Annotated in this window: 18 protein-coding genes; 7 read left to right on the plus strand and 11 right to left on the minus strand. The window is 73.3% G+C overall.

The genetic code is table 11. From position 1 onward, the window contains the following. Nucleotides 1-23: 23 nt before the first annotated feature. Nucleotides 24-218, minus strand: a complete 195-nt coding sequence (locus tag H1226_RS20415; protein WP_224955346.1) for a DUF3046 domain-containing protein — start codon at nucleotides 216-218, stop codon at nucleotides 24-26. A gap of 223 nt (nucleotides 219-441) precedes the next feature. Between H1226_RS20415 and H1226_RS20420 the strand changes: the two genes are divergently transcribed. After that, a complete protein-coding gene (locus H1226_RS20420) occupies nucleotides 442-5,031 on the plus strand; it encodes an ATP-dependent helicase (RefSeq protein WP_258342112.1) in 4,590 nt (1,529 codons plus the stop codon). Between the two features lie 136 nt (nucleotides 5,032-5,167). Here H1226_RS20420 and H1226_RS20425 read toward each other — a convergent pair whose 3' ends face one another. Together H1226_RS20425 and H1226_RS20430 are read right to left on the minus strand one after the other, a co-directional pair. After that, nucleotides 5,168-5,950 (minus strand): maleylpyruvate isomerase N-terminal domain-containing protein, encoded by a 783-nt coding sequence (locus tag H1226_RS20425; protein ID WP_224955344.1) that lies wholly within the window; start codon nucleotides 5,948-5,950, stop codon nucleotides 5,168-5,170. Beyond that, entirely contained in the window at nucleotides 5,947-6,483 is a 537-nt protein-coding gene (locus tag H1226_RS20430) for an SAV_6107 family HEPN domain-containing protein (RefSeq protein WP_258342113.1), read from the minus strand. The genes H1226_RS20425 and H1226_RS20430 overlap by 4 nt, the downstream gene beginning before the upstream one ends. Before the next feature lie 387 nt (nucleotides 6,484-6,870). Here H1226_RS20430 and H1226_RS20435 point away from each other — a divergent pair, with 387 nt between their 5' ends. Further along, nucleotides 6,871-7,446 (plus strand): GNAT family N-acetyltransferase, encoded by a 576-nt coding sequence (locus H1226_RS20435; protein WP_258342115.1) that lies wholly within the window; start codon nucleotides 6,871-6,873, stop codon nucleotides 7,444-7,446. Between the two features lie 208 nt (nucleotides 7,447-7,654). Here the strand turns inward: H1226_RS20435 and H1226_RS20440 are convergent, their stop codons facing one another. Beyond that, nucleotides 7,655-9,334 (minus strand): DUF885 domain-containing protein, encoded by a 1,680-nt coding sequence (locus H1226_RS20440; RefSeq protein WP_224955341.1) that lies wholly within the window; start codon nucleotides 9,332-9,334, stop codon nucleotides 7,655-7,657. A gap of 115 nt (nucleotides 9,335-9,449) precedes the next feature. Here H1226_RS20440 and H1226_RS20445 point away from each other — a divergent pair, with 115 nt between their 5' ends. The 3 genes from H1226_RS20445 to crtI are packed head-to-tail and all read left to right on the plus strand — an operon-like array spanning nucleotide 9,450 to nucleotide 12,801. Then, nucleotides 9,450-10,130, plus strand: coding sequence for a DUF3153 domain-containing protein (locus H1226_RS20445; RefSeq protein ID WP_224955340.1), 681 nt, complete (start codon nucleotides 9,450-9,452; stop codon nucleotides 10,128-10,130). Between the two features lie 59 nt (nucleotides 10,131-10,189). After that, nucleotides 10,190-11,338 (plus strand): polyprenyl synthetase family protein, encoded by a 1,149-nt coding sequence (locus tag H1226_RS20450; RefSeq protein WP_373689969.1) that lies wholly within the window; start codon nucleotides 10,190-10,192, stop codon nucleotides 11,336-11,338. Continuing rightward, a complete protein-coding gene (gene crtI / locus H1226_RS20455) occupies nucleotides 11,338-12,801 on the plus strand; it encodes a phytoene desaturase family protein (protein WP_258342119.1) in 1,464 nt (487 codons plus the stop codon). Before H1226_RS20450 ends, crtI begins: the two co-directional genes overlap by 1 nt. Before the next feature lie 103 nt (nucleotides 12,802-12,904). On the opposite strand, the gene H1226_RS20460 is transcribed toward crtI, so the two are convergent. Continuing rightward, complete coding sequence (locus H1226_RS20460; RefSeq protein ID WP_258342120.1) at nucleotides 12,905-13,474, minus strand: VanZ family protein; 570 nt, start codon at nucleotides 13,472-13,474, stop codon at nucleotides 12,905-12,907. 356 nt (nucleotides 13,475-13,830) lie between these two features. After that, entirely contained in the window at nucleotides 13,831-14,196 is a 366-nt protein-coding gene (locus H1226_RS20465; protein WP_224955337.1) for an Rv2175c family DNA-binding protein, read from the minus strand. Nucleotides 14,197-14,363: 167 nt separating this feature from the next. Between H1226_RS20465 and pknB the strand changes: the two genes are divergently transcribed. Beyond that, nucleotides 14,364-16,370: a Stk1 family PASTA domain-containing Ser/Thr kinase gene (gene pknB / locus H1226_RS20470; RefSeq protein WP_258342122.1), complete on the plus strand. Its 2,007-nt coding sequence runs from the start codon at nucleotides 14,364-14,366 to the stop codon at nucleotides 16,368-16,370. A 106-nt stretch (nucleotides 16,371-16,476) separates the two neighbouring features. Then, complete coding sequence (mptB, locus tag H1226_RS20475) at nucleotides 16,477-18,174, plus strand: polyprenol phosphomannose-dependent alpha 1,6 mannosyltransferase MptB (RefSeq protein ID WP_258342123.1); 1,698 nt, start codon at nucleotides 16,477-16,479, stop codon at nucleotides 18,172-18,174. Nucleotides 18,175-18,365: 191 nt separating this feature from the next. Here mptB and H1226_RS20480 read toward each other — a convergent pair whose 3' ends face one another. The 5 genes from H1226_RS20480 to H1226_RS20500 form a co-directional block, all read right to left on the minus strand. Next, nucleotides 18,366-19,367, minus strand: a complete 1,002-nt coding sequence (locus tag H1226_RS20480) for a zinc-dependent alcohol dehydrogenase family protein (RefSeq protein WP_224955334.1) — start codon at nucleotides 19,365-19,367, stop codon at nucleotides 18,366-18,368. A gap of 216 nt (nucleotides 19,368-19,583) precedes the next feature. Continuing rightward, complete coding sequence (locus tag H1226_RS20485) at nucleotides 19,584-20,402, minus strand: carbohydrate ABC transporter permease (protein WP_258342124.1); 819 nt, start codon at nucleotides 20,400-20,402, stop codon at nucleotides 19,584-19,586. Beyond that, on the minus strand, nucleotides 20,399-21,322 hold the full coding sequence (locus tag H1226_RS20490) for a carbohydrate ABC transporter permease (RefSeq protein ID WP_373689970.1): 924 nt from the start codon (nucleotides 21,320-21,322) through the stop codon (nucleotides 20,399-20,401). Before H1226_RS20490 ends, H1226_RS20485 begins: the two co-directional genes overlap by 4 nt. Next, entirely contained in the window at nucleotides 21,319-22,674 is a 1,356-nt protein-coding gene (locus H1226_RS20495) for an ABC transporter substrate-binding protein (protein ID WP_455363829.1), read from the minus strand. The genes H1226_RS20490 and H1226_RS20495 overlap by 4 nt, the downstream gene beginning before the upstream one ends. 22 nt (nucleotides 22,675-22,696) lie before the next feature. Beyond that, on the minus strand, nucleotides 22,697-23,458 hold the full coding sequence (locus H1226_RS20500; RefSeq protein ID WP_224955331.1) for a DeoR/GlpR family DNA-binding transcription regulator: 762 nt from the start codon (nucleotides 23,456-23,458) through the stop codon (nucleotides 22,697-22,699). Nucleotides 23,459-23,856 lie beyond the last annotated feature (398 nt).

Below are 23,856 nucleotides of genomic sequence, written 5' to 3' on the forward strand. Positions count from 1 at the left end.
ACCCTTGCGTGTGAAGAACGGGTTCAGCGGCGCGCGGCCGGGACCTCGAAGACGTCGCACAGCGCCAGCCACACCTGCTTCGGCGAGTACCCGGCCTCCAGGGCCTGGTCCGCGGTGCGGCCGCCGAGCGTCGACAGCACGTGGTCCTCGGCGAGCATCTCGGCGCGCAGCCTGCCGAACTCCTCGGCCATGCGTTCGCGGAAATCGGTGTGTCGCATCGCGACCAGCCTACCGAGCGCACCGCCGGGTACCGTCGAGGTGTGCTGCCGATGCAAGCGGATCCGACCGGCCTCTCCAGCCCGCTGGGCCAGCTGGTGATCGCCGCGATGCTGCTGGTCGCGATCGTCGTCACCCTCCGCTGGCTCTGGCAGAACCGCCGCCGCTGAGGCCCCCGCGCGGCGACCGGCGCCGGCTGTCGGTCCGCTGGTCCAGCATGGAGGGGTGGACGACGTGCTGGACCGCTTCTCCCCCGCCACCCGCGACTGGTTCCGGGGCGCCTTCGACGCGCCGACGCGGGCGCAGGACGGGGCGTGGCGGGCGATCGGCGCCGGGGAGCACGCGCTGGTCGTGGCGCCCACCGGCTCCGGCAAGACCCTGGCCGCGTTCCTGTCCGCGCTGGACGGCCTGGCCACCGCACCGCTCCCGGAGGACCCGAAGCGGCGCTGCCGCGTGCTGTACGTGTCGCCGCTGAAGGCGCTGGCGGTGGACGTGGAGCGCAACCTCCGCGCCCCGCTCGCCGGGATCCGGCAGGCCACCCAGCGCCGCGGCGCGGCCCCGCCGGAGATCCGGGTGGGGATGCGCACCGGCGACACCCCGGCCGCCGAGCGGCGCACCTTCAACCGCACTCCCCCCGACGTGCTGGTGACCACGCCCGAATCGCTGTTCCTGCTGCTCACCTCGGCCGCGCGGGAGTCGCTGCGCGGCGTGGAAGCGGTGATCGTCGACGAGGTGCACGCGGTGGCGGGCACCAAGCGCGGTGCGCACCTGGCGCTGTCGCTGGAGCGGCTGGACGAGTTGCTGGCCGCGCCGGCGCAGCGCATCGGGCTGTCCGCGACGGTCCGCCCGGTCTCGGAGGTGAGCACGTTCCTCGGCGGCGGCCGACCGGTGCGCACCGTGCAGCCCGAGCACCCCAAGCAGGTCGAGGTGACCGTGGAGGTGCCGGTCCCGGACCTCGCCGAGCTCGGGCAGCCGGCAGGCGAGGTGGACGGCCCGGCCGCCGGGGAGCAGCCGCGCACGTCCATCTGGCCGTCGGTGCAGGAACGCGTCCTGGACCTGGTCGACCAGCACCGCTCCACCATCGTGTTCGCCAATTCGCGGCGGCTCGCCGAGCGCCTCACCGCGGGCATCAACGAGCTCGCCACCGAACGCGCCGGGGAGGCCGCCGAACCGGACCGGTTCCCCGCGGAGGCGGTCGGCGGCTCCGGGATCACCACCGGCGCCGCCGTGGTGGTGGCGCGGGCGCACCACGGCTCCATGTCGAAGGACCAGCGCTCCGTCGTGGAGGAGGAGCTCAAGTCCGGCCGGTTGCCGTGCGTGGTGGCGACGTCCTCGCTGGAGCTGGGCATCGACATGGGCGCGGTGGACCTGGTGGTGCAGGTCGAGGCGCCGCCGAGCGTGGCGTCCGGGATGCAGCGCGTCGGTCGCGCCGGGCACCAGGTGGGCGCGGTCTCGCGCGGGGTGGTGTTCCCGAAGTTCCGCGGTGACCTGGTGAGCTGCGCGGTGGTGGCGGAGCGGATGGCGGCCGGGCTCATCGAATCGCTGTCGTTCCCGCGCAACCCGCTGGACGTGCTGGCCCAGCAGGTGGTGGCGATGGTGGCGGTGGAGCCGTGGCCGCTGGAGTCGCTGGCACGCGTGGTGCGGCGGGCGGCCCCGTTCGCGGGGCTGCCGGATTCGGCGCTGCACGCGGTGCTGGACATGCTGGCGGGCCGCTACCCGAGCGAGGAGTTCGGGGAGCTGCGGGCCCGGGTCGTGTGGGACCGGGTGCAGGACGAGCTGCGGGCCAGGCCGGGGGCGCAGCGGCTCGCGGTGACCTCCGGCGGCACCATCCCGGACCGCGGACTGTTCACCGTGACGACGCCGGGCGACGAGGAGGCCGGGCGCGGCGGGGTGCGGGTCGGCGAGCTCGACGAGGAGATGGTCTACGAATCGCGGGTGGGCGACACGTTCCTGCTGGGCACCTCGTCGTGGAAGGTCCAGGACATCACCCACGACCGGGTGATCGTGGTGCCCGCGCCGGGGCAGGCCGCGCGGATGCCGTTCTGGAAGGGCGATTCGCCGGGGCGCCCGCTGGAGCTGGGCCGGGCGCTGGGCGCGTTCGTGCGGGAGCTGGTGGCCGCGGACCGGGACGACGCGGTCGAGCGGATGGCGCGGGCCGGGCTGGACGAGTGGGCGCGGGACAACCTGCTGGCGTACCTGGCCGAGCAGCGGGAGGCGACGCGGCACGTCCCGGACGACCGCACGATCGTGGTGGAGCGGTTCCGCGACGAGCTCGGCGACTGGCGGATGGTGGTGCACTCGCCGTTCGGCGCGCAGGTCAACGGCCCGTGGGGGCTGGCGATCGGTGCCCGGTTGCGGGAGCGGCGCGGGATCGATCCGCAGGTGGCGTCCTCGGACGACGGGATCGTGGTGCGGCTCGCCGACGCGCTGGACGAGGGGGGCGCGGACGTGCTGCCCAGCGCCGAGGACGTGCTGCTGTCCCCGGACGAGGTGCAGCAGGTCGTCACCGAGGAGGTGGGCGGTTCGGCCCTGTTCGCCGCCCGCTTCCGGGAGTGCGCGGCGCGGGCGCTGCTGCTGCCGCGGCGGGATCCGGGGAAGCGTTCCCCGCTGTGGCAGCAGCGGCAGCGGTCCGCGCAGCTGCTGGCGGTGGCCGCGCAGTACGAGCAGTTCCCGATCGTGCTGGAAGCGCTGCGCGAGTGCGTGCAGGACGTCTACGACGTCCCCGGGCTGGTGGAGCTGATGTCGCAGGTCGCGTCCCGCCGGGTGCGGGTGGTGGAGGTGGAGACGCCGTCGCCGTCGCCGTTCGCACGCAGCCTGCTGTTCGGCTACATCGGCATGTTCCTGTACGAGGCGGACGCGCCGCTGGCGGAGCGGCGGTCGGCGGCGTTGAGCCTGGACCCGACGCTGCTGGCGGAGCTGCTCGGTTCGGAGGCGCTGCGCGAACTGCTCGACCCGGAGGTGGTCGCCGAGGTCGAGCGGCAGTTGCAGCGGCTCGCCCCGGAACGGCGGGCGAAGGACGCCGAGTCCGCGGTGGACCTGCTGCGGTTCCTCGGCGACCTGTCCACGGCGGAGGCCGAGGAACGCGGGATCCGCCCCGAGTGGCTGGCGGAGCTGCGGGCGCAGCGGCGCGTGCTGGAGGTGCGCATCGCCGGGGAGGCCCGGTGGATCGCGGTCGAGGACGCGGGCAAGGTCCGGGACGCGCTGGGCGTCGCGCTGCCGGTGGGGGTGCCGGAGGCGTTCACCGAGCCGGTGGCGGACCCGCTGGGGGAACTGCTGATCCGGTTCGCGCGCTGCCGCGGCCCGTTCCCGGCCGAGGCCGCAGCGCGGCGGTTCGGCCTGGGTGTCGCCGTGGTGCACGACGTGCTGGACCGGCTCACCGGCTCGGGCCGGTTGGTGCGCGGCGAACTGCGCCCGCTGGAGGCCGGGGGTGGTGGCGCGCTGGAGTACTGCGACGCCGAGGTGCTGCGGCGGTTGCGGCGCGGCTCGCTCGCCCGGCTGCGGGCCGAGGTGGAGCCGGTGGAACCGGCGGCGCTGGGCCGGTTCCTGCCCGCGTGGCACGGCGTGGGCGCCCGGCTGCGGACGGCTCCGACGGTGGACGACGTGTACGCGGTGGTCGAGCAGTTGGCGGGGGCGCCGATCCCGGCGAGCGCGCTGGAGTCGCTGGTGCTGCCCGCCCGGTTGCCCGGGTACTCGCCCGCGCTGCTCGACGAGCTGACCTCCACCGGTGAGGTGTCCTGGGTCGGTTCGGGGGCGCTGGCCGGTGGGGACGGGTGGATCGCGTTCGCTCCGACGGACGTGGCGGACCTGCTGCTGCCCGATCTGCCGGAGGCCGCGGCGGAGAGCGCGCTGCACGACGCCCTGCTGTCCACGTTGGACGGCGGCGCGCAGTTCTTCCGCACGTTGGCCGACCGCGCGGGCGCGGTCCTGGTGGAGCGCGGCGAGCAGGCTCCGGCCGACGACGCGGTGATCGCGGCGCTGTGGGACCTGGTGTGGTCCGGCCGGGTCACCAACGACACGTTGGCACCGCTGCGGGCGCTGGTGTCCGGGAAGGGTGCGGCGCACAAGCCGCGCCGCAGCGCGCCGCGCGGCCGGTACGCACGGTTGCGCACCGGCCGGCCCGCGATGCCGAGCCGCAGCGGCCCGCCCGCGGTGTCCGGGCGCTGGTCCCTGGCCCCGGCACCGGCCGCGGAGCCCACTCGCCGGGCGCACGCCAGGGCGGAGTCCTTCCTGGAGCGGCACGGCGTGCTGACCCGCGGCGCGTTGGAGACCGAGCGGGTCACCGGCGGTTTCTCCGCGGTGTACAAGGTGTTGCGCGCGATGGAGGAGTCCGGTCGCTGCCGCCGCGGCTACGTGGTGGAGGGCCTGGGGGCGGCGCAGTTCGCGGTCCCCGGGGCGATCGACCGGGTGCGCGCGCTGTCCGGTTCGGACGGCCGGGGGTCCGTGGCGGCCGACGCGGTGGTGCTGGCCGCCGCGGATCCGGCGCAGCCCTACGGCGCGGCGCTGCCCTGGCCGGACGCCGTCGGCGACACCCGGCACCGCCCGGGCCGCAAGGCCGGTTCGCTGGTGGTGCTGGTCGCGGGTGCGGCCGTGCTGTACGTGGAGCGCGGGGGCAAGTCGCTGCTGTCGTTCACCGAGGACGAGCAGGTGTTGCGCGCCGGGGCGGACGGGCTCGCGCGCGCGGTGCGGGACGGTTGGCTGGAGCAGCTGGTGGTGCAGCGCGCGGACGGCGAGGGCGCGTGGGGGTCCCGGTTGGCCGAGGTGCTCACCGACGCGGGGTTCCGCCCCACCCCGAAGGGCCTCCGCCTCCGCGCGTGATCACCCGTCGGATCGTGGCGGGCGGCGGAGCCGGCGAGGCGACCGCTGCGGTCCCGCCGGCCGAGCCCCGCGCGGGAAGGCGGGCGGGACGGTTCCGCCGCCTGCCCCGCCGCGCGGGACGAGCCCGCGCACGCGGTCATCGCGTCGCCAGGCGGAGCAGTCCCCAGAGCTGGGCCACGGCGTCCTGGTCCCCCGATGTCGTGATCTCCCGGTCCGGCAGCCGTCCCCACAGCCACAGGTAGAGCGCTTCCGGGTCGCCGCCGAGCACCGCGTCCGCGGACACGTGCGCGCCGGGACCGGTGCGGTGCACGACGGTGCGGTTCGGTTCGGCGTGCACCGACCAGTCGGCGCCGGTGGTGGACACGCCCAGCACGCACGGCCGGGTGGCGTGGATGCCGAGCGCGTGCAGCCGGTAGCCGAGCCACAGCCGCAGCGCCTCGTCGATCCCGTCGAGCGCCACGTCCGCGTCGATGCCGGTGCGCGGCACTCCGGCCGCGCCCTGCACGTCGACCCGGTGCACCGCCGTGGCGTGCAGCATCCGGCGGATCCAGAACCGCACCGAGTGCTCCTCCGGCCACCAGGTGGGACAGGCGTCGCCGGGTGGCCGGGTACCGAACTCGGCGAGCAGTTCGGCGAGGCGGGCGGTGAAGCGGCCGGTGACCTCGCGCAGGCTCGCCGGATCGGGCACCACCCAAGCGCTCGCGTCCTGCTCGGAGGCCCCCATCCAGGTCAGCGCGTCCTCGCACTGGCCGCCGAGGAACCAGATCGTCTCGGCCACGGTCCGGCCGGAGGCGCCGGGCACGCGCGCGTCCGGGTGCACGTCGTGGGTGGCGGCGGTGAGCAGCTGCCCTTCCACCCCGATGAGCTCCAGCATCCGGCCGGTGTCGATCGAGAGGTCCGCTGGCGGGCGCAGGGTCATCGGGCGGCTCCGGACACGCCGCGTTCGACGACGCCGACGAACTCGGTGGCGTGCCGCAGGCAGATCTCGGCTTCGCCGGGGCTGATCCCGGGACTGCCCGCCTCGGCCGCGGCGCGGCGCAGCGAGCCCGCGGTGAAGTGGGCGGCCCATTCGCGCAGTTCGGGGGCGACCTCGGTGAGCTGGAGCCACACGCTGCCGGAGAGCCGGGCGCGGTGCCGCCAGGACCGGGCGAGGACGACCGCGGTCGCCGCCCGCAGCGCCGCGAGGTGCGCGAACACGTAGCGCTCGGCGGCCTTGGTGGAGTCCTGCGCGTCGAGCAGACACCCCTTGGCCTGCGCCAGCAGGGAACGAGCACCCGCGGGCGCGGGCGGGGCGGTCACCGGCAGCCAGTCGTCGCCGTCCTTGCGCCGGTCGCCGCGACGCGCCGGGTTCGGCTCGCACCGCCGGCGCAGCGGCGCGTCGGCCGGGCGCCGCTGCGCCGGGATGGGCAGCGGTCCGCGCCGGTACCGGGAGGTGGGCAGGTGCTGGGACATCGGTGTTCTCCGCTCGGTCACGACGGTGCCGGTCCGGAGCCGGAGCGCGCCGGACCGCGGTGGGACGTGGTGAGCCGGGGGGAAGCCGGCCGTCCGGTGACGAGGTGCTTCCCCCACCCCGCCACCGGACGTGACGTGCGAACCGAAGTCCCGCGAGTCCGGTACCCGTGGCGCGGATCCGACGGACTCGAACCTCAGTTCGACTGGCTCCAGACTAGACCGGCGCGGCGGCGCGCTCAAGGACCGAGCCGTAGATCACCTGTTCGAGTCACGTCCAGCGCGCCCCGCCCACCAGCACCGACACCGGAACCCCTGCGCACCGAGCCCGGCGCCGCCGAGCAGGACCGCACACCACCGGGCCTTGCCCGACCCTCTAGTGTTCGGCTCGTGACAGCCGCGCCCTCACCGCACATCGACCGCATCGTCGAGCTGACCGCCGACCAGCTCAGGGCACGCCTGGCCGAAGCGCTACAGGTCTACGTGGACGCGATGGGCTACCCGCCGTCCACCGCGCAGCAGCGCGCCCCCATGTGGTCGGCGCACATGATGCGGGCGGGCTGGCGCTGCGTGGCCGCGTTCGACCAGCAGGACGAGCTCGTCGGCATCGGCTACGGCTACCTGGGCGTGCCCGGGCAGTGGTGGCACGAGCAGGTGTTCCGCGGCATGCTCACCGTCACCCCGCGCGCCGAGGCCGAGCAGTGGATGCGGGACTACTTCGAACTCACCGAGCTGCACGTGCGCCCGGACAGCCAGGGCGGCGGGCTCGGCGAGACGCTGCTGCGCAGGCTGCTCGACGGGGCGCCCGGCAACGCCGTGCTGCTGTCCACGCCGGAGGGCCCGACCCGGGCGTGGAAGCTGTACCGACGGGTCGGTTTCGGCGACGTCCTGCGCCACTACCGGTTCACCGGCGACCCGCGCCCGTTCGCGGTCCTGGGCCGCAGCCTTCCCCTGGAGACCGCCTGACCGATCCGGGCGGCGGCGGAGCCGCTGAGCCACCGGCCACCCGAGCGGCAAGACCACCCGCGGGTTCTCCGCGGTTCCCCCACGAGGACGGCGGTGTCGCTGTGCACGGACCACCGATCCCGCAGCGGGGTTGCCACCCGAGCGCTCCGCAGCTGAAGGCGGTCCCGCCACCACGGTGCCCCGCGGCACGAGCTTCGGGGGCAGGCGGTCAGAGCGCGGCGAGCTGCTCCCGGAGGGTGTCGAGGCCCATCGACCCCAGCTCCAGCGCTCGCCGGTGGAAGTCCTTCGAGTCGAACTCCGCCCCGTAGCGCGCCCGCGCGTCGTCCCGCGCCGCCCGCCACAACCGCTCGCCGATCTTGTAGGACGGCGCCTGCCCCGGCCAGCCGAGGTAGCGGTCGATCTCGTCGTGCACCTGCGCCGGTTCGGCGACGGTGCGGGTGAGCATGAACTCCGCGCCGAGCTGCGGCGTCCACCGCTCCCCTTCGTGGAAGCCGGTCCCGGCGGGGATCTCCAGCTCCAGGTGCATGCCGATGTCCACGATCACCCGCGCGGCCCGGAACAGCTGGTCGTTGAGCATGCCGAGCAGGTCGCCGTCGTCGCCGAGGTAGCCGAGCTCGCGCATCAGCCGCTCGGCGTAGAGCGCCCAGCCCTCGGCGTGCCCGGACACCACGCAGGCCAGCCGCTGGAACTTGTTGAGCCGCTCGGCCTGGTGCACGGCGGTCGCGATCTGCAGGTGGTGGCCGGGAACGCCCTCGTGGTAGACGACGGTGGTCTCCCGCCAGGTGGGGAACTCCTCGCGGTCGGCGGGCACGGACCACCACATCCGGCCCGGCCGGGTGAACCCGTCGGTGGGTCCGGTGTAGTAGGCGCCGACGCCGCCACCGGGCGGGGCGATGCGGCATTCCAGCGCCATCAGCTCGTCGGGGATGTCGAAGTGGGTGCCGCGCAGGTCGTGCAGCGCCTGGTCGGACAGCCGCTGCATCCACCGCTGGAGGCCGTCCTGGCCGTGCACCCGGTAGCGCGGGTCGGCGTCGAGCTGCGCGGCGGCTTCGGCGAGCGTGGCGCCGGGGCGGATGCGGTCGGCGACCTGCTTCATCTCGGCTTCGATGCCGGCGAACTCGGCCCAGCCCCACTCGTAGGCCTCGCGCAGGTCGAGGGCGGCGCCGGTGAAGTAGCGGGACCACAACCGGTACCGCTGCTCACCGACGGCGTCGGCCTGCGGCGCGCGCGGCGCGAGTTCGGTGCGCAGGAAGCCCGCGAGCTCGGCGTAGGAGCGGGCCGCGCCGGTGGCGGCGGCGTCCAGTTCGGACCGCAGCGCGTCCGGGACCTCGGCGCGGCCGACGAGGCTCGCGAAGTAGGAGTCGCGGCCGTTCGCGCCCGCCCAGGTCTCGCACTGCTCGGCGACCTTGGTGACCTGGCGGATCGCGGCGACGCGCCCCTGCGCGGCCGCTTCGGCGAGTCCGGCGCGCAGGTTCGCCACCGCGGCGGGCATCCGCTCCAGGCGTCGCGCGATGGTGCGCCACTGCTCGGGGGTGTCGGTCGGCATCAGGTCGAAGATCTGGCGGAGGTTCTGCACCGGGCTGGCGATCACGTTCAGCGAGGCCAGGTCCTCGCCCGCCTCGTGCAGTTCCACGTCGAGCCCGATGCGTTCCAGGAACACGGCCTTCGCGGCCCGCTCGCCCGCGTCGGCCGGTTCGGCGGCGGTCATCTCCGCGAGCGCCCGGCGCGCCAGCTCGCCGCGAGCGCGGTGGCCGTCGGGCGAGTAGTCGGTCAGCAGTTCATCACCACCCGGAAGGCCGAGGGCCGTCGCCTCGATCGGGTCCAGTTCGGCGAGTTCGTCGACGAAGCGGTCGCTGATCTGGTGGACGCCAGTGCGCTCGGATGCCATGGGGCGAAGGTTATCGCGCCGGGGTGCGCGCCCGGCCACCTTCGGTGTTCGACGGGTGATCGCGGGCGACCGCGGAACGCGGCGATCAGTCCCGGCCGGTGCGAGCATCACCGGCGTGCGAGGCGAAACGATGCGCGCCGGCCGCCGAGCCGGTCTGGGTCTGCTGCTGGTGCTGGTCGGCACGCTGCTGAGCGGGTGCCTGCACACCACGGCGTCGGTGGCGCTCACCGAGGACGACAAGACCTCCGGAGAGCTGGTGCTGACCACCGACACGCCCGACGGCCAGGTGCCGTTCCGGCTGCACCCGCCGGACGACCTCGCCGACCGGGTGCAGGTGGCGCCGTTCGAGGAGCAGGGCCGGGTGGGTTCGCGGCTGTCGTTCCAGGACTTGGAGTTCGAGGAGCTGGAGCGGCTCAGCAACGCGCTGAGCCCCTCGGAGTCCCGCTACCAGCTGCACCTGGAGCGGCGGGGGTCGCTGGTGGAGTTCACCACGATGCTGGACCTGACGCCGCTGGCCGACACCGACTCCGCGGTGCGCATCGAGCTGACCGCTCCGGGCGAGATCACCTCCACCAACGGCAAGGAGACCTCCGGGGTCGTGACGTGGGCGCCGGAACCGGGCGAGGTCAACCAGCTCAACGCCACCTTCCAGTACGCGGGCACCGGGATCGGCGTCGGCTGGATCTGGACGATGGTGCTGGCGGCCGTGGTGCTCGGCGCCGTGGTCGTCATCGGGCTGCTCGCGCAGCGCACGCACGAGCGGGACCGCGCCGAAGCCGGTGATCGCGTCCGGTGACCGGTGGTCGCGCCGGGCGCCCGGCCCCGTGCGCCGACCTGCCGGGCGCGTCGCGCAGGATGGTGCCCGTGCCCATCAAGGAATCCGCACCGCAGCTGAACACCCCCGCGGACACGACCACCGAGGACGCCGTGGACTCCGATCTGCCCGGTCAGGTGCACCGCACCCTCGCCGAACACCTGGAATTCCGGCTCGCCGAGTGCACCGAGCTCGACGGCGGGTTCGCCACCGCGGCGCGGGAGGTGAGCCGCTTCGTGCTCGGCGGTGGCAAGCGCATCCGCCCGACGTTCGCGTGGTGGGGATGGCGGGCGGCCGGCGGTGCCCCGGAGGGCCCGGCGGCCGAGGCGATGCTGCGGGCCGCGAGCGCGCTGGAGCTCATCCAGGCCTGCGCATTGGTGCACGACGACCTGATCGACGAATCCGACACCCGCCGCGGCCGCCCGACGGTGCACCGCGAGTTCGCCCGCGCCCACCACCGGGAGCGCTGGGCCGGAGGTGCCGCCCAGTTCGGGATGAGCGCGGCAGTGCTGCTCGGCGACCTGGCGCTGGCCTGGGCCGACGACATGCTGCACTGCGCAGGGCTCCAGCCGGAGCAGCTGGCCCGCGGGCTGCGGCCGTGGCGGGCGATGCGGACCGAGATGCTCGCCGGGCAGTACCTCGACGTGTTCAGCCAGGTCCGCGGGGACGAGACCCCGGAGGCGGCGCTGCGGGTCGCGGAGCTCAAGTCCGCGTCCTACACCGTGGCCAGGCCGCTGCAGCTGGGCGCGGAGATCGCGGGAGCGGACGCCGCGGTACTGGCGGCGCTGGAGAGCTTCGGGCACGACATCGGGGTGGCGTTCCAGCTCCGCGACGACCTGCTCGGCGTGTTCGGCGACCCGGCGGTCACCGGCAAGCCCGCCGGGGACGACCTGCGGGAGGGCAAGCGCACGCTGCTCGTCGCGGAGGCGCTGCGGGTGGCCCGCGAACGGGGTGACGAGGAGCGGGCGGCCGAGCTGCGCGCGGTGCTCGGCGACCCGGACGTCTCGCCGGAGCGGATCGACTCGGCCCGCGAGGTGCTGGTGCGGCTGGGCGCGCAGCAGGCCGTGGAGGACCGGATCGCGCAGCTCACCGCCGCCGCGCACCGCACGCTGCGCGAGGCGGACCTGGCCGAACCGGCCGCGACCCGGCTCGCGGAGCTCGCCGAGGCCGTCACCGACCGGACCCACTGATGCGCCGCGTCCCGGGCCGCACCGAGCACGTCGTCGTCGTGGGCGCCGGGCTCGCCGGCCTGGCGTGCGCGCTGCACCTGGCCGGTGCGGGCCGTTCGGTCACGGTGGTGGAGCGGGAGCCGTTGCCGGGCGGGCGCGCGGGCCTGCTGGAGCTGGACGGCTACCGGGTGGACACCGGTCCGACGGTGCTGACCATGCCGGAGCTGGTGGACGAGGCGCTGGCCGCGGTGGGTTCCTCGCTGGCCGAGCGGCTGGAGCTGATCCCGCTGCACCCCGCGTACCGGGCGCGGTTCGCGGACGGCTCGGCGCTGGACGTGCACACCGACGGCGCGGCGATGGAGCAGGAGGTGCGCCGGTTCGCGGGCCCGGCCGAGGCTGCCGGGTACCGGCGGCTGCGGCACTGGCTCACCGAGGTGCACCGGGCCGAGATGGGCCGGTTCATCGACGCGAACTTCGACTCGCCGTTGGACCTGGTCGGGCCGGAGCTGGGCAGGCTGGCCGCACTGGGTGGTTTCGGCCGGCTCGGCCCGGCCATCGGGAGCTTCCTGCGCGACGAGCGGCTGCGGCGGGTGTTCTCGTTCCAAGCGCTGTACGCGGGGCTGGACCCGCGGCGGGCGCTGGCGCTGTACGCGGTGATCTCGTACATGGACACGGTCGGCGGCGTGTGGTTCCCGCGCGGCGGCATGCACGCGCTGCCGACCGCGCTGGCGGACGCCGCGGCCGCGGCCGGGGTCCGGTTCCGCTACGGCGCCGAGGTGCGGCGGCTGGAGCGGCGCGGCGACCGGGTGGTGGCGGTGCACGCCGGGCAGGAGCGGATTCCGGCGGACGCGGTGGTGCTCACCCCGGACCTGCCGGTGGTGCACCGGCTGCTCGGCGGGCGGCAGCGGCGGCGGTTGCGCTGGTCGCCGTCGGCGGTGGTGGTGCACGCGGGGACGACGCGTTCCTGGCCGGGGACCGAGCACCACACGATCTCGTTCGGCGCGGCCTGGGAGCGCACCTTCACCGAGATCATCCGGGACGGCCGGTTGATGAGCGATCCGTCGTTGCTGGTGACGCGGCCGACGGCGAGCGATCCGGGGCTGGCCCCGGCGGGCCGCGAGCTGCACTACGTGCTGGCCCCGTGCCCCAACCTGCGCACCGCCGGGTTCGACTGGGAGCGGATCGGCCCGGCTTACCGGGACGAGCTGTTCGCGGTGCTGGAGGCGCGGGGCTTCGACGGGTTCGCCGACTCCGTCGAGGTGCAGCGCGTCGTCACGCCCGCCGGGTGGGCGGCGCAGGGACACGCGGCGGGCACCCCGTTCTCGGCGGCGCACACCTTCGCCCAGACCGGGCCGTTCCGGCCGCGGAACCTGCTGCGCGATCCGGAGAACGTGGTGCTGGCCGGGTCGGGGACGACGCCGGGGGTGGGGGTGCCGCCGGTGCTGATCTCCGGGAAGCTGGCCGCGCGGCGGATCACCGGTTGATCTCGGCGGCTCCCGCCGCGCATTCCGCGTGATTCCCGCGAATTCCGCTCGAACGCCCGCCGATTCGCGGTGCGGAATTCCGGCGCGCCGATTCGGCGGCGCATCACCGGGCGTACTGCGGCCGCAGCGCGTGCCGTGCGCGGACCGGGCGGGCCGCGGTGAGCGTCCGCGGCAACCGGCCCCACCACGGCCGGGTGACCAATGCGCCGAGCAGCGCGCCGGAGGCGTTGAGCAGCACGTCGTCGGCCGACACCACCCGCCCGGTGAGCACGGTGTACTGCAGGAACTCGATGCCGCAGGTGACCGCCAGCGCACCCGCCGCGATCCGGCCCCAACCGCCGAACCAGGACACCCGCACCGGCACCAGCGCACCGAACGGCGCCAGCAGCAGCAGGTTTCCCACCAGCTGCAACCACGGCAGCAGGTCCCCGGGCGAGGCCTGCAGCGCCGCCCCCAGGTCGGTTCCGGGCACCAGCCGCACCGCGACGCCCGCGGGAGCCGGTTGCGGCGCCGCCACCAGGTAGCCGACGAGGAAGAGCGAGTACAGCAGCACCGCGTCCACGGCGGAGACCAGCAGCGCGGGGACGACGGTGAACCTGCGACTGCGCACGACCACCGCGAACAGGGCGGCGGAGATGGTGAGCAGCAGGTACGAGGACGCTGCCGGGATCAAAGCGCTCCAGACCGTGGTGAACGGGCGCAACTGCTTGCCTGCCTCCTCTTTCCGGGCGCGCCCGATCGCCGCGGCTGCACGGGAGCGGGCGCGGCGATGCGATCCGAGTTCTCCACCATGAGAACATCCGAATGTGAAATCACGTTTCAATCACGGGGCCCATCAGGTGAACGAACTCCAGGGCCCTCCGACGTGTTCCACCGCGGAGCCCTCGCACTGCCCTGCGAGAACGACGATGCCGGGCCGCTCGTGGGAGCGACCCGGCATCGGAGTGGAACGGGTGTCGGCTGTGGTCGATCTCTCCGGACGCCGACGGTCCGGAACGCGCGGGGGCCGGTGGCGCCCGCGGCGGCGGCCTAGAAGCCCATCGCCTGCGCCCTCCGCTTCACCTCGCGACCGCGGTCGCCGCGCAGCGCCTCGATGGGCGTGCCGGGGAGCGAATCGTCGGGGGTGAACAGCCAGGTGAGGATCTCGTCCTCGTTGTAGCCGTTGTCGCGGAGCAGGGTGATCGTGCCACCCAGCCCCTTCACCACCGCGGTCTCGGTGAGGAACGCGGCGGGGACGACGAGGATGCCGTCGCGACGCATGGCGAGCAGGTGGCCGTCACGGATCAGCTGGTGCACCCGGGTCACCACCAGGCCCAGACGTTCTGCGACGTCGGGCAGCGGTGTCATCTCCACATCTGGAGCAAGCACATCCGGGGCAGCGGGGATAGCACTCACCCCGAACACGATGCCACAACGGCCCATCGGGAGCGTGCCCCGGAAGGGTCATCATCGATCCGGTGACCGGCGCGGCGCGCCGTAGCCCACCGGGCGGCGGCGCGGTCCGCGAGCCCTGGAACAATCGTCGCAGGCAAGCGGACATCCCTGCGGTTGGCGGACACACCATGACTCCTGGAACACGACCCGGCGGCGGCTCGGAGCTCGTCGGAGCCATGCTGGAGCGCCGCTACCGGGTGGACTCGGTGATCGCGCGCGGCGGCATGTCCGTCGTCTACCGCGGGCTGGACACCCGGCTGGACCGGCCGGTCGCGCTCAAGGTGATGGACTCGCACTACTCGGCGAACCCGTCGTTCGTGGAGCGCTTCGAGCTGGAGGCGCGGTCCGCCGCCCGGCTGCACCACCCGTCCGTCGTCGCCGTCTACGACCAGGGCGTGGACCGGGAGGTCGACGGCGACCGGGTGTACCTGGTGATGCAGCTCGTGGAGGGCTGCACGCTGCGCGAAGTGCTGCTGGAGCAGGGCGTGCTGCCGCTGCCGATGGCGGTGAGCGTGCTGCGCCCGACGCTCTCGGCGCTGGCCGCCGCGCACCACGCGGGCATGGTGCACCGCGACATCAAACCGGAGAACGTGCTGGTCGGGCTGGACGGTTCGGTGCGGGTCGCCGACTTCGGCCTGGTGCGGGCGACCGCATCGGCGGGCAGCACCACCGGCAACGTCATCCTCGGCACCGTCGCCTACCTGTCCCCGGAGCAGGTCACGACCGGGGACGCGGACGCGCGCACCGACGTGTACTCGGCGGGCGTGGTGCTCTACGAGCTGCTGACCGGGCGCCCGCCGTTCGCCGGGGACACCGCGCTGTCGGTGGCCTACCAGCACGTGAACGCCGACGTCCCGCCGCCGAGCGAGATCACCCCGGAGCTGCCGCCCGCGATCGACGACCTGGTGCTGCGCGCCACCCGGCGCGACCCGGCGGGCCGCCCGGACGACGCCGCGGCGTTCCTGCGCGAGCTGGAGCGGATCAGCGCGGAGCTGGGGCTGCGCCCGGTACCGGTCCCGGTGCCGGTGTCCGAGCAGCGCACCGAGATGGTCTCGGCCGACCCGGGCGGGCCGCCGACCGAGCGGATCGCCCCCATCACCGAGGCCTCGGTGCCCGACGCCTACGGCCCCTCCGGCGGGCCGCGCGGGACTCGCGCCATGCCGCGGCCACCCGAACCCGAGGAGACCACGCACGAGATCGCGGCGGTGCGCCCGTCGCCCGCCGAGCTCCACGAGCAGGAGCGCAGGCGCGGCGGCCGCCGGTTCGCGCTGATCACGCTGGCGATCCTGGTGGTCGCGGGCCTGCTCGGCGGCACCGCCTGGTGGATGGGCAGCGGCCGCTACATCCAGGTGCCGCGGGTCGTCGGCGAAACCGAGGAGGTCGCCCAGCAGGTGCTGCGCGGCGCCGACCTCAGCGCCGAGATCACCCGGCAGCTCGACGACGAGGTGCCCGCGGGCACCGTCATCAGCTCCTCGCCGAAGCAGGGCGCGCGGATCCTCAGCGGGCAGTCGGTGGACCTGGTGGTGTCGCTGGGCAGGCCGAAGGTGCCGGACATCGCCAAGGGCACCGAGCTGGAGCAGGCGGAGCAGGCGCTGCGCGACGCGTCGCTGCGCCCCGAGCGGGACTCCTCCGCCGACCAGTACGACACCGAGGTCCCGGAAGGCGCCGTGCTCAGCGTCGACCCCGGCCCGGGCACCCAGCTGCCGATCAGCTCGACGGTGCGGATCGTGGTCAGCAAGGGCCCGCCGCCGGTGCCGGTGCCGGACGTGACCGGGGCGAGCAAGGACGAGGCGTTCGCCGCGCTCGCCGCCGCCGGGTTCGAACCGTACGAGGCGGGCAGGCAGTTCGACTCCAACGTCGAGGGCGACCACGTGATCACCACCGATCCGGCGCCGGAGACGGTCGTGAAGCTCTCCGGCAAGCCCCGGGTGGGCGTGGTGCTGTCGAACGCGGTGACCGTGCCCGACCTCAACGGCAAGCGCACCGAGGACGCGAAGCAGGAGCTGGCGGCGCTGGGCCTGACGCTGGAGGTGCACTCGTTCTTCGAGCGCCCCGACAGCCTGATCCTGGGCCAGCTGCCGCTCGCGGGGAGCAAGGTGGAGCCGGGCTCGACGGTCGGCGTCACCGCGCTGTGACCCGGATTCGACCGCGCGTTCACCGGCGCCCGGTTGATCACGAAGTGGTCAACCGGGCCCGGTCCCGCCCGGCGGCGGATCACCGTGTGGAAACATGGAGCGCACGATGCCCCCGAGTCCGACCACCCGACCGGGCGCCGCGGCCGAGGCCCACCGGGCCCGACGCGGTGCCGGATCCCCAGCCCCGAGCACTGATCGCCCCACCGGCGAGGCAGCGCGCGACCTGAGCGCCCGCAGCGGCCGATTACCGCTGCGGACCATCGCCCTCGGGACGATCGGTTCGCTGCTGCTGCTGGCCGGTTCGTTCGGCGGCGCGGGCGTGCTCGTCCACGATCCGATCCTCGGTTCCGGTCCGCTGTCGGCGATGCGCTACGGCCACGGCCGGGACCTCGCGCTGGCCGTGCTCTACACCGGTTTCGGGGTGCTGGTCTGGGCGTGGGTGCGGCTGGGCCGCGGGGTGCTGGCGAAGCTGGTGGATTCCCGGGGCGTGCTGGCGGCGACGGCCGCGTGGATCCTGCCGATGCTGATCACGCCGCCGCTGTTCACCAGGGACGTCTACAGCTACCTGGGCCAAGGGCTGCTCGCGCTGCACGGCATCGACCCCTACGCGGTGGGGCCCTCGACGCTGACCGGGCCGATCCCGGACAACGTGCACCCGACGTGGCAGACCACCCCGGCCCCGTACGGGCCGCTGTTCATGGGCATCGCCAAGGGCGTGATCCTGATCGCCGGCGACGGCATGATCTCGAGTGTCATCGTGATGCGCCTGGTGCTGCTCTGCGGCCTGGTCATGTTGATCTTCGCATTGCCGGGTCTGGTCCGCGAACTCGGGGGCCGGTTGCCGGTCGCGCTGTGGCTCGTCGCCGCCAGCCCGATGACGGTCGTGCACCTGGTCGGCGGCCCGCACAACGACATGCTCATGATCGGCCTGCTGGCGATGGGCGCGCTGCTCGTGCTGCGCGGCCGGCACGCGGGCGGGATCGCGCTGGTCACGCTGGCCATGGCGATCAAGGCGACCGCCGGGGTGGCGCTGCCGTTCCTGGTGTGGATCTGGGCGGCGCGGCTGCCGGGCAACCGCTGGCAGCAGCTGCTGCGTGCGGGCACCGCCTCGGTCGCGATCTTCGTGCCGGTGTTCGCCGCCTGCATGGCGCTGGCCAAGGTCGGGTTCGGCTGGCTGCCCGCGCTCTCCGCGCCCGGCATGATCGTGAACTACCTGTCCGCGCCGACCGGCATCGGCCAGGCCGTGCACAGCCTGGTGTCGCTGTTCGTCGAGGTGGACCGCGGGCCGTTCGTCGAGGTCGGCCGCACGCTCGGCTCGCTGGCGCTGGCCGGGGTGCTGGTCTGGCAGTGGTGGCGCGCGCAGGAAGGCGGCACCACCGCGGTGCGCCGGGCCGCGATCGCGCTGCTCGCCGCCGCGCTGCTCTCGCCCGTGGTGCTGCCGTGGTACCTGACCTGGGGGTTGGCGCTGGGCTGCGCGCTGCGGTGGACGCCGCGGGCGCTGTCCTACGTGGTGGGCTCCTCGGTGGTGCTGGTGCTGGCCTACTACCCGGACGGCGAGCAGGCGATGTACAACTGGCCGTTCGTCGCGGTCGGGGTCGGCGCCGCGGTGCTCGCCGGGCTGTCGCTGGTGCGGTTCGACCCGCTGGGGCTGAACCGCTTCCGGCGCGGGTCCGGGCCGGCGGACCCGCCGGAGCAGGACCGCGCGGACCGGGAAGCGGGCCGCGGCCGGACCGCGCAGGTGACCCAGGTGGACGTGATCGCGCCGCCCGAGCGCCGCTCCCCCGCCGCGGACTCCACGCCCTAGCCGCACCCCGGGCTCCGGGCCTCGTGGTGAGCGCGGCAGGGCCTGCGACGGCCCCGCCGTCAACGCGGCCGTGAACGGCCCGTTCGCGGGTGCGGGCCGCTGGGCCGTCCACCCGGTGGGCCCGCGTGCGCGGACCCGGTGTCCGCCGCCGCCCGGCCGGACGGGGGTGGGCCGGGCGGTGGCGGAAGCCATCACTGCGAGGGCAGGACCAGCGTCTTCAGACCGGTGCCGGTGCGGAACTCCTCCAGCGCGGCGGCGTAGTCGTCCAGGCCCGCGGTGTTCGTGATCAGCGCGTCCGAGTCGATCGCGCCCGCGACCAGCAGGTCCCGCGCCCGGTCGAAGCTGTTGTGCACCGCCATCGAACCGACGATGGTGATCTCCTCGTTGTAGACCTTGAACGGGGAGAAGTTCGCGGTCTTCGCCGCGTCCGCGACGCCGAACTGCAGGAACGTGCCCGCCTTGCGGACCCGGCCCAGCCCGTCCTCGATGGCGGCGATGACGCCGGTGGCGTCCACCACCAGGTCCCAGCCCTCGGCCGCCTCGTCCAGCGCGGAGGCGTCGGTGGCGATCGCGCTCACGCCCATCGACTCGGCCACCGCGAGCCGGTCCTGCCTGCGGTCCACGACCGACAGGCTACGCACCCCGGCGCGCTTGAGCAGCTGCGCCAGCAGCAGCCCCATCGTGCCCGCGCCGTAGATCAGCACGTCGTCGGTGAGGTCGTGCGGAGCCTTGTCCAGCCCGTGCACCGCGCAGGACAGCGGCTCGATCAGCGCCGCCGCGGTGGGCGAGATGCCCTCCGGCAGCGGGTAGCACTTCTTGGCCTGCACCTGGACGTACTCGGCCGCACCACCGGGCGAGCTGATGCCGATCGCCTGCCACGGCTCGCACAGGTTGCCCTTGCCCTTGCGGCAGTACCGGCACTCCCCGCAGGGCAGCGACGGGTCCACCGCCACGGCGTCGCCCTCGGCGAGGCGGGTGACCTCGCTGCCCACCGCGACCACCCGGCCGGCCAGCTCGTGGCCCGGGGTGATCGGGTAGTTCACCACCGGGATCTCTCCGTCCACCAGGTGGAGGTCGGTGCCGCAGAGCCCGCAGGCATCCACCGCCACCACGACATCGTTCGGGCCCGGGGTGGGATCGGGCACCGTGGTGACCGTGATCTGACCGGGTCCTTCGACGACGACCGCACGCATGCCGGCCATCCTTTCCTCTCGCCTCTCCCCGAACGGGCGGGCGCGCCCGTTCGCTCCTTGCACCGAGGTGCCCGCCCCGCTTCCCGACCAGGCCGGGGGACCGGGGCCGCACCTCCGCCGGATCGCGATCCGGCGGTCATGCCGGAGCGGGCCGAGGTGGCGCCTGCCGCCTCGCCCCGCTCCGTCTGCCGGTTCACCGGAGGTGAACCGGTCCGATCACTTGAGGGCGCCCATGGACAGCCCGCGCACCAGCTGGCGCTGCGCGATCCAGCCGACGATGACGACCGGCAGCACCGCCAGCGTCGCCGCCGCCGACAACCGCGCCCAGTACAGGCCTTCGCTGGTGATGAAGCCGACCAGGAACACCGGCACCGTGGGTGCGTTGATCGCGGTCAGGTTCACCGCGAAGAAGAACTCGTTCCAGGCGAAGATCGCGCAGATCAGCGCGGTCGCGGCGATGCCGGGGGCCACCATCGGCAACAGCACCCGGGTGAGTTCGGTGCGCAGCCCGGCACCGTCCACCTTCGCCGCCTCCAGCACCTCGGAGGGCACCTCCTGGAAGAACGAGCGCATCATCCACACCGCGATCGGCAGGTTCATGCCCGTGTAGAGCAGGACCAGCGACCAGACGTTGTCCAGCAGGTGCATGTTCTGCGCGGCCACGAAGATCGGCACGATCGCCGCGACCACCGGCAGCATCTTGGTGGAGATGAAGAAGAACAGCGCGTCCTTGGTGCCCTTCACCGGCCGGATGGACAGCGCGTAGGCCGCCGGAACGGCCAGCGCCACCACCAGCAGGCACGAGATCACCGTGGCGATCAGCGAGTTCAGCAGGTACGGCCCGAGGCCCCCGTCGAACACCAGCCGGTACTGGTCCAGCGTCGGGGTGAACAGGAACTTCGGGTCGTCGGTGTAGGCGTCGGCCTCCTGCTTGAACGACGTCAGCACCATCCAGAACACCGGGAACACGAACACGATCCCCAGCGCCCAGGCGATGATCGTCAGTGCGGTCCCTCCCGCCGTACGGCGCTTCATTCCGAAACCTCCTTGCCGGAAATGGCGGTGAAGATCGCGCGCAACGCGAAGGTGGCCACGATGATGGTCAGGATCACGACCACGACGCCGAGCGCGGCCGCCTGGCCGACGTCGAAGCCCTGGAAGACCCGCTGGTAGAGGTAGTACGGCAGGTTGGTGGTGGCGATGCCGGGACCGCCCTGGGTCATCATGAAGATCTCGTCGAACGTGTTGACCACGTAGATCGAGCCCAGCAGCCCGGCCAGCTGGATGTAGCGGCGCAGGAACGGCAGCGTCATGAAGCGGAACGTCTGCCAGTGCGTGGCGCCGTCCATCTTGGCGGCCTCCAGCACGTCGCGCGGCTGGCTCTGCAGCCCGGCGAGCACGATCAGCATCATGAACGGCGTCCAGCGCCACACCAGCGCGGCCAGCACCGACACCATCGGGTGTTCCCCGACCCAGTCGATGCCGCCCAGCCCGATCGGGCTGAGCACCGCGTCCACCAGCCCGTAGGTGGGGTTGAGCATGCTCGTCTTCCACAGCAGCGCCGAGGCGACCGGCATGATCAGGAACGGGGTGATGAGCATGGTGCGCACCACGCCGCGCCCGAAGAACGGCCGGTCCAGCAGCAGCGCCAGCCCGACGCCCAGCGCCAGCGACACCAGCACGCAGCCGACGGTGATCACGACGGTGTTCAGCGCGGCGGTGTAGAACTCGCTGTCGGTGAAGACGTCGACGTAGTTCGACAGGCCGATGAAGCCCCACGAACCGGGGTTGAGCAGGTTCCACGAGTGCAACGAGTAGAAGATCGTCGCGAGGAACGGAGCCTGCGTGATGATGATCGTGAAGATCAGCGCGGGCAGCAACGGTCCCCGGCGGGACCACTTCTCCTTGCGGCTGAGGGTCGCGCCCTTGGCCGCGGTCATCTCCGCAGTGCTCATGGCCGGTAGTTCTCCCCCACGGTGTCGGCGTAGCGCTGCGCCTGCTCCAGCGCTTCGTCAGCGGTCTTGCTCCCGGCGATGGCCGCGGACATCTGCTGGCTCACGCGGGTGCCGAGGTCGACGAACTCGGGGATGCGCACGAACTGCAGGCCCTGGTAGGGCGTGGGCTGGGAGCTCGGGGTGGTCTGGTCGACGCGGCTGATGCCGTGCAGCGTCTGCTGCCCGAACGCCGCGGCGGCCTTCTCGTACTCCGGCATCTCGTAGGTGGACTGGCGGCTGCCCGGGGGCAGGTTCTGCCAGCCGAGCCGCTCGCCGACGGTCCGCAGGTACTGCTTGGAGGTGGACCAGGCGATGAAGTCGAACGCCTCGTCGGGCATCTCGGTGGTCTTCGGCACGCCCAGCGCCCAGGTGTAGAGCCAGCTGGCGGGCTTGCCGCCGGGGCCGGTCGGCGCGTTCGCGTAGCCGATCTTGCCGGAGACGGTGCTCTCCTTCGGGTCCTCCAGCGTGCCCGCCGAGGACGTCGAGTCGAACATCATCGCCGCGTTGCCCTGGCCGAACTCGGTGAGGCATTCGGTGAAGCCGCTGCTGGAAGCGCCGGGCTCGCCGTGGTCGCGCACCAGGTCCACGTAGAAGTTCACCGCCTCGCGCACCTCGGGGGAGGTGAGCTGCGCGTTCCAGTTCTCGTCGAACCAGCGCCCGCCGAAGGAGTTGATCATGGTGTTGAGGGGCGCCATCACCTCGCCCCACCCGGGCAGGCCGCGCAGGCAGATCCCGGCGCGACCGCCGGGGCCGCCGTCGAGCTTCGCCGCCATGTCCGCGACCTGCTGCCAGGTCGGGTTCTCCGGCATCGTCAGCCCGGCCTCGGCGAACAGGTCCTTGCGGTAGTTCAGCAGCGCCGTCTCGCCGTAGAACGGGGCCGCGTACATGTGGCCCTGGTAGGACAGCGAGTCCTTGATCGACGGGATGAAGTCGTCCTTGTCGTAGCCCGGAGTCGCGTCCATCCGCGGATCCAGGTCGTGCAGCCAGCCGTTCGCCGCCCAGATCGGCGTCTCGTAGTTGCTGACCATCACCACGTCGAACTGGCCGCTCCCGGTGGCCACCGACTGGGTGATCTTGTCCCGCGCCTGGTTCTCCGGCAGCGAGATGAACCGCACCCGCACGTCGGGGTGCTGCGCCTCGAACTCCCCGACCAGGTCCTGCATGTCCTCCATCTGCGGGTTCGACACCACCGCCACCCGCAGCACCCGGCGCCCGTCGCCGGACCCGATCGCTCCCGCTCCCGCGCAACTCGCGGTGAGCAGCACCGCCGCCGCCATGGCGACCAGCGACCACCATTTCCTGCCGAAATTCATCGGCATCCCTTTCTGCCGTTGCTCACGCTCGCACCACGCGCGGGCCGATCGCCTCGATGTCCTCGGCGATGCCCTGGTCCAGCCCGGTATCGGTGACCAGCACGTCGACCTCGGAGAGTTCGCCGTACCGGTGCAGGGAAACCGGGCCGATCTTGCTGTGGTCCGCGAGCAGGACCCGTCGTCGCGCCCCGCGCAACATCAGTGTTTTGATCTCAGCGGAATTCTGGTCCGGAGTGGTGAGGCCCCGATGCAGGGAAACCCCGTCGGTGCCCAGGAAGGCGACATCGGCGAACACCTCTCGCCACCGTTGCGCCGCCCAGGTCCCGACACCTCCGTTGGTGGTCACGCGCACCCGTCCGCCCGGGGTGAGCACCGACAGGTTGGGCCGCGCCGCCAACGAGACGGCGATGCTCAAGCTGTCCGTGATCACCGTGAGCGGGCGGTCGGCCGGCAGCAGTTCCGCGAACCGGGCACACGTGGTGCCGGATTCGATGAGGATGGCGCCTTCGGCAGGCAGTTCGGCGAGAGCGGCCCGCGCGATGCGGGTCTTCTCGGCGACCATCACGTTCTCTCGGGCGGACAGCTGCGGATCGAAACTCCACCGCTCCACCGGGATAGCACCCCCGTGCACGCGGTGCAGGAGTCCGTGCTCTTCCAGCACGGTCAGGTCTCGCCTGATCGTCTCCGGGGTCACTTGCAGCTCCCCCGCGAGTCCGGTCACGTCGACGCGGCCCTCCTGCCTCGCACGCTCGACGATGAGCTGCTGGCGTTCACGCGCGTACACCCTGGTCGGCCTCCGGTCTCGACCCGACTCCGATGCCCGAATCGGTCCGCTTTCATCTGACCGAGTTTGTTTAGCCGGTGTTCGCAGTCACCGTCAAGGGTGCACGACCAGCAATAGGACCAGCGCTCGCCCCGATCAGCGCAATGCGAATGCGGAGCGTGACCACAGGAATACGTGCGGAAGCAAAAGGAGTCGGAAGCAGACGGCGGCAGCGACCATCTGGCCCAGGATGTGCGGCAACGGCACCACAGGACCGCTCGGAACCGTGGTCTCGGAACCGATGAAGATCCCATTCGGGCAACGATCGACCGGAGATCGCCGGTCACGGGCCCGTCGGCGGCCGGAACGCGAACGGGCCGGGGTGGTCGCCCACCCCGGCCCGTCGGTCCTCGCGGCCC

Source organism: Saccharopolyspora gregorii (assembly GCF_024734405.1).
Classification (GTDB): Bacteria; Actinomycetota; Actinomycetes; order Mycobacteriales; family Pseudonocardiaceae; genus Saccharopolyspora_C; species Saccharopolyspora_C gregorii.

What these genes read in the sequence shown, in the direction of transcription:
- H1226_RS20415 (WP_224955346.1), bottom strand. Translation starts at nt 218, where the DNA reads ATGCGACACACCGATTTCCGCGAACGCATGGCCGAGGAGTTCGGCAGG.
- H1226_RS20425 (WP_224955344.1), bottom strand. Translation starts at nt 5,950, where the DNA reads ATGACCCTGCGCCCGCCAGCGGACCTCTCGATCGACACCGGCCGGATG.
- H1226_RS20430 (WP_258342113.1), bottom strand. Translation starts at nt 6,483, where the DNA reads ATGTCCCAGCACCTGCCCACCTCCCGGTACCGGCGCGGACCGCTGCCC.
- H1226_RS20440 (WP_224955341.1), bottom strand. Translation starts at nt 9,334, where the DNA reads ATGGCATCCGAGCGCACTGGCGTCCACCAGATCAGCGACCGCTTCGTC.
- H1226_RS20450 (WP_373689969.1), top strand. Translation starts at nt 10,190, where the DNA reads ATGGTGCCCGTGCCCATCAAGGAATCCGCACCGCAGCTGAACACCCCC.
- crtI (WP_258342119.1), top strand. Translation starts at nt 11,338, where the DNA reads ATGCGCCGCGTCCCGGGCCGCACCGAGCACGTCGTCGTCGTGGGCGCC.
- pknB (WP_258342122.1), top strand. Translation starts at nt 14,364, where the DNA reads ATGACTCCTGGAACACGACCCGGCGGCGGCTCGGAGCTCGTCGGAGCC.
- mptB (WP_258342123.1), top strand. Translation starts at nt 16,477, where the DNA reads ATGCCCCCGAGTCCGACCACCCGACCGGGCGCCGCGGCCGAGGCCCAC.
- H1226_RS20480 (WP_224955334.1), bottom strand. Translation starts at nt 19,367, where the DNA reads ATGCGTGCGGTCGTCGTCGAAGGACCCGGTCAGATCACGGTCACCACG.
- H1226_RS20485 (WP_258342124.1), bottom strand. Translation starts at nt 20,402, where the DNA reads ATGAAGCGCCGTACGGCGGGAGGGACCGCACTGACGATCATCGCCTGG.
- H1226_RS20490 (WP_373689970.1), bottom strand. Translation starts at nt 21,322, where the DNA reads ATGAGCACTGCGGAGATGACCGCGGCCAAGGGCGCGACCCTCAGCCGC.
- H1226_RS20495 (WP_455363829.1), bottom strand. Translation starts at nt 22,674, where the DNA reads ATGAATTTCGGCAGGAAATGGTGGTCGCTGGTCGCCATGGCGGCGGCG.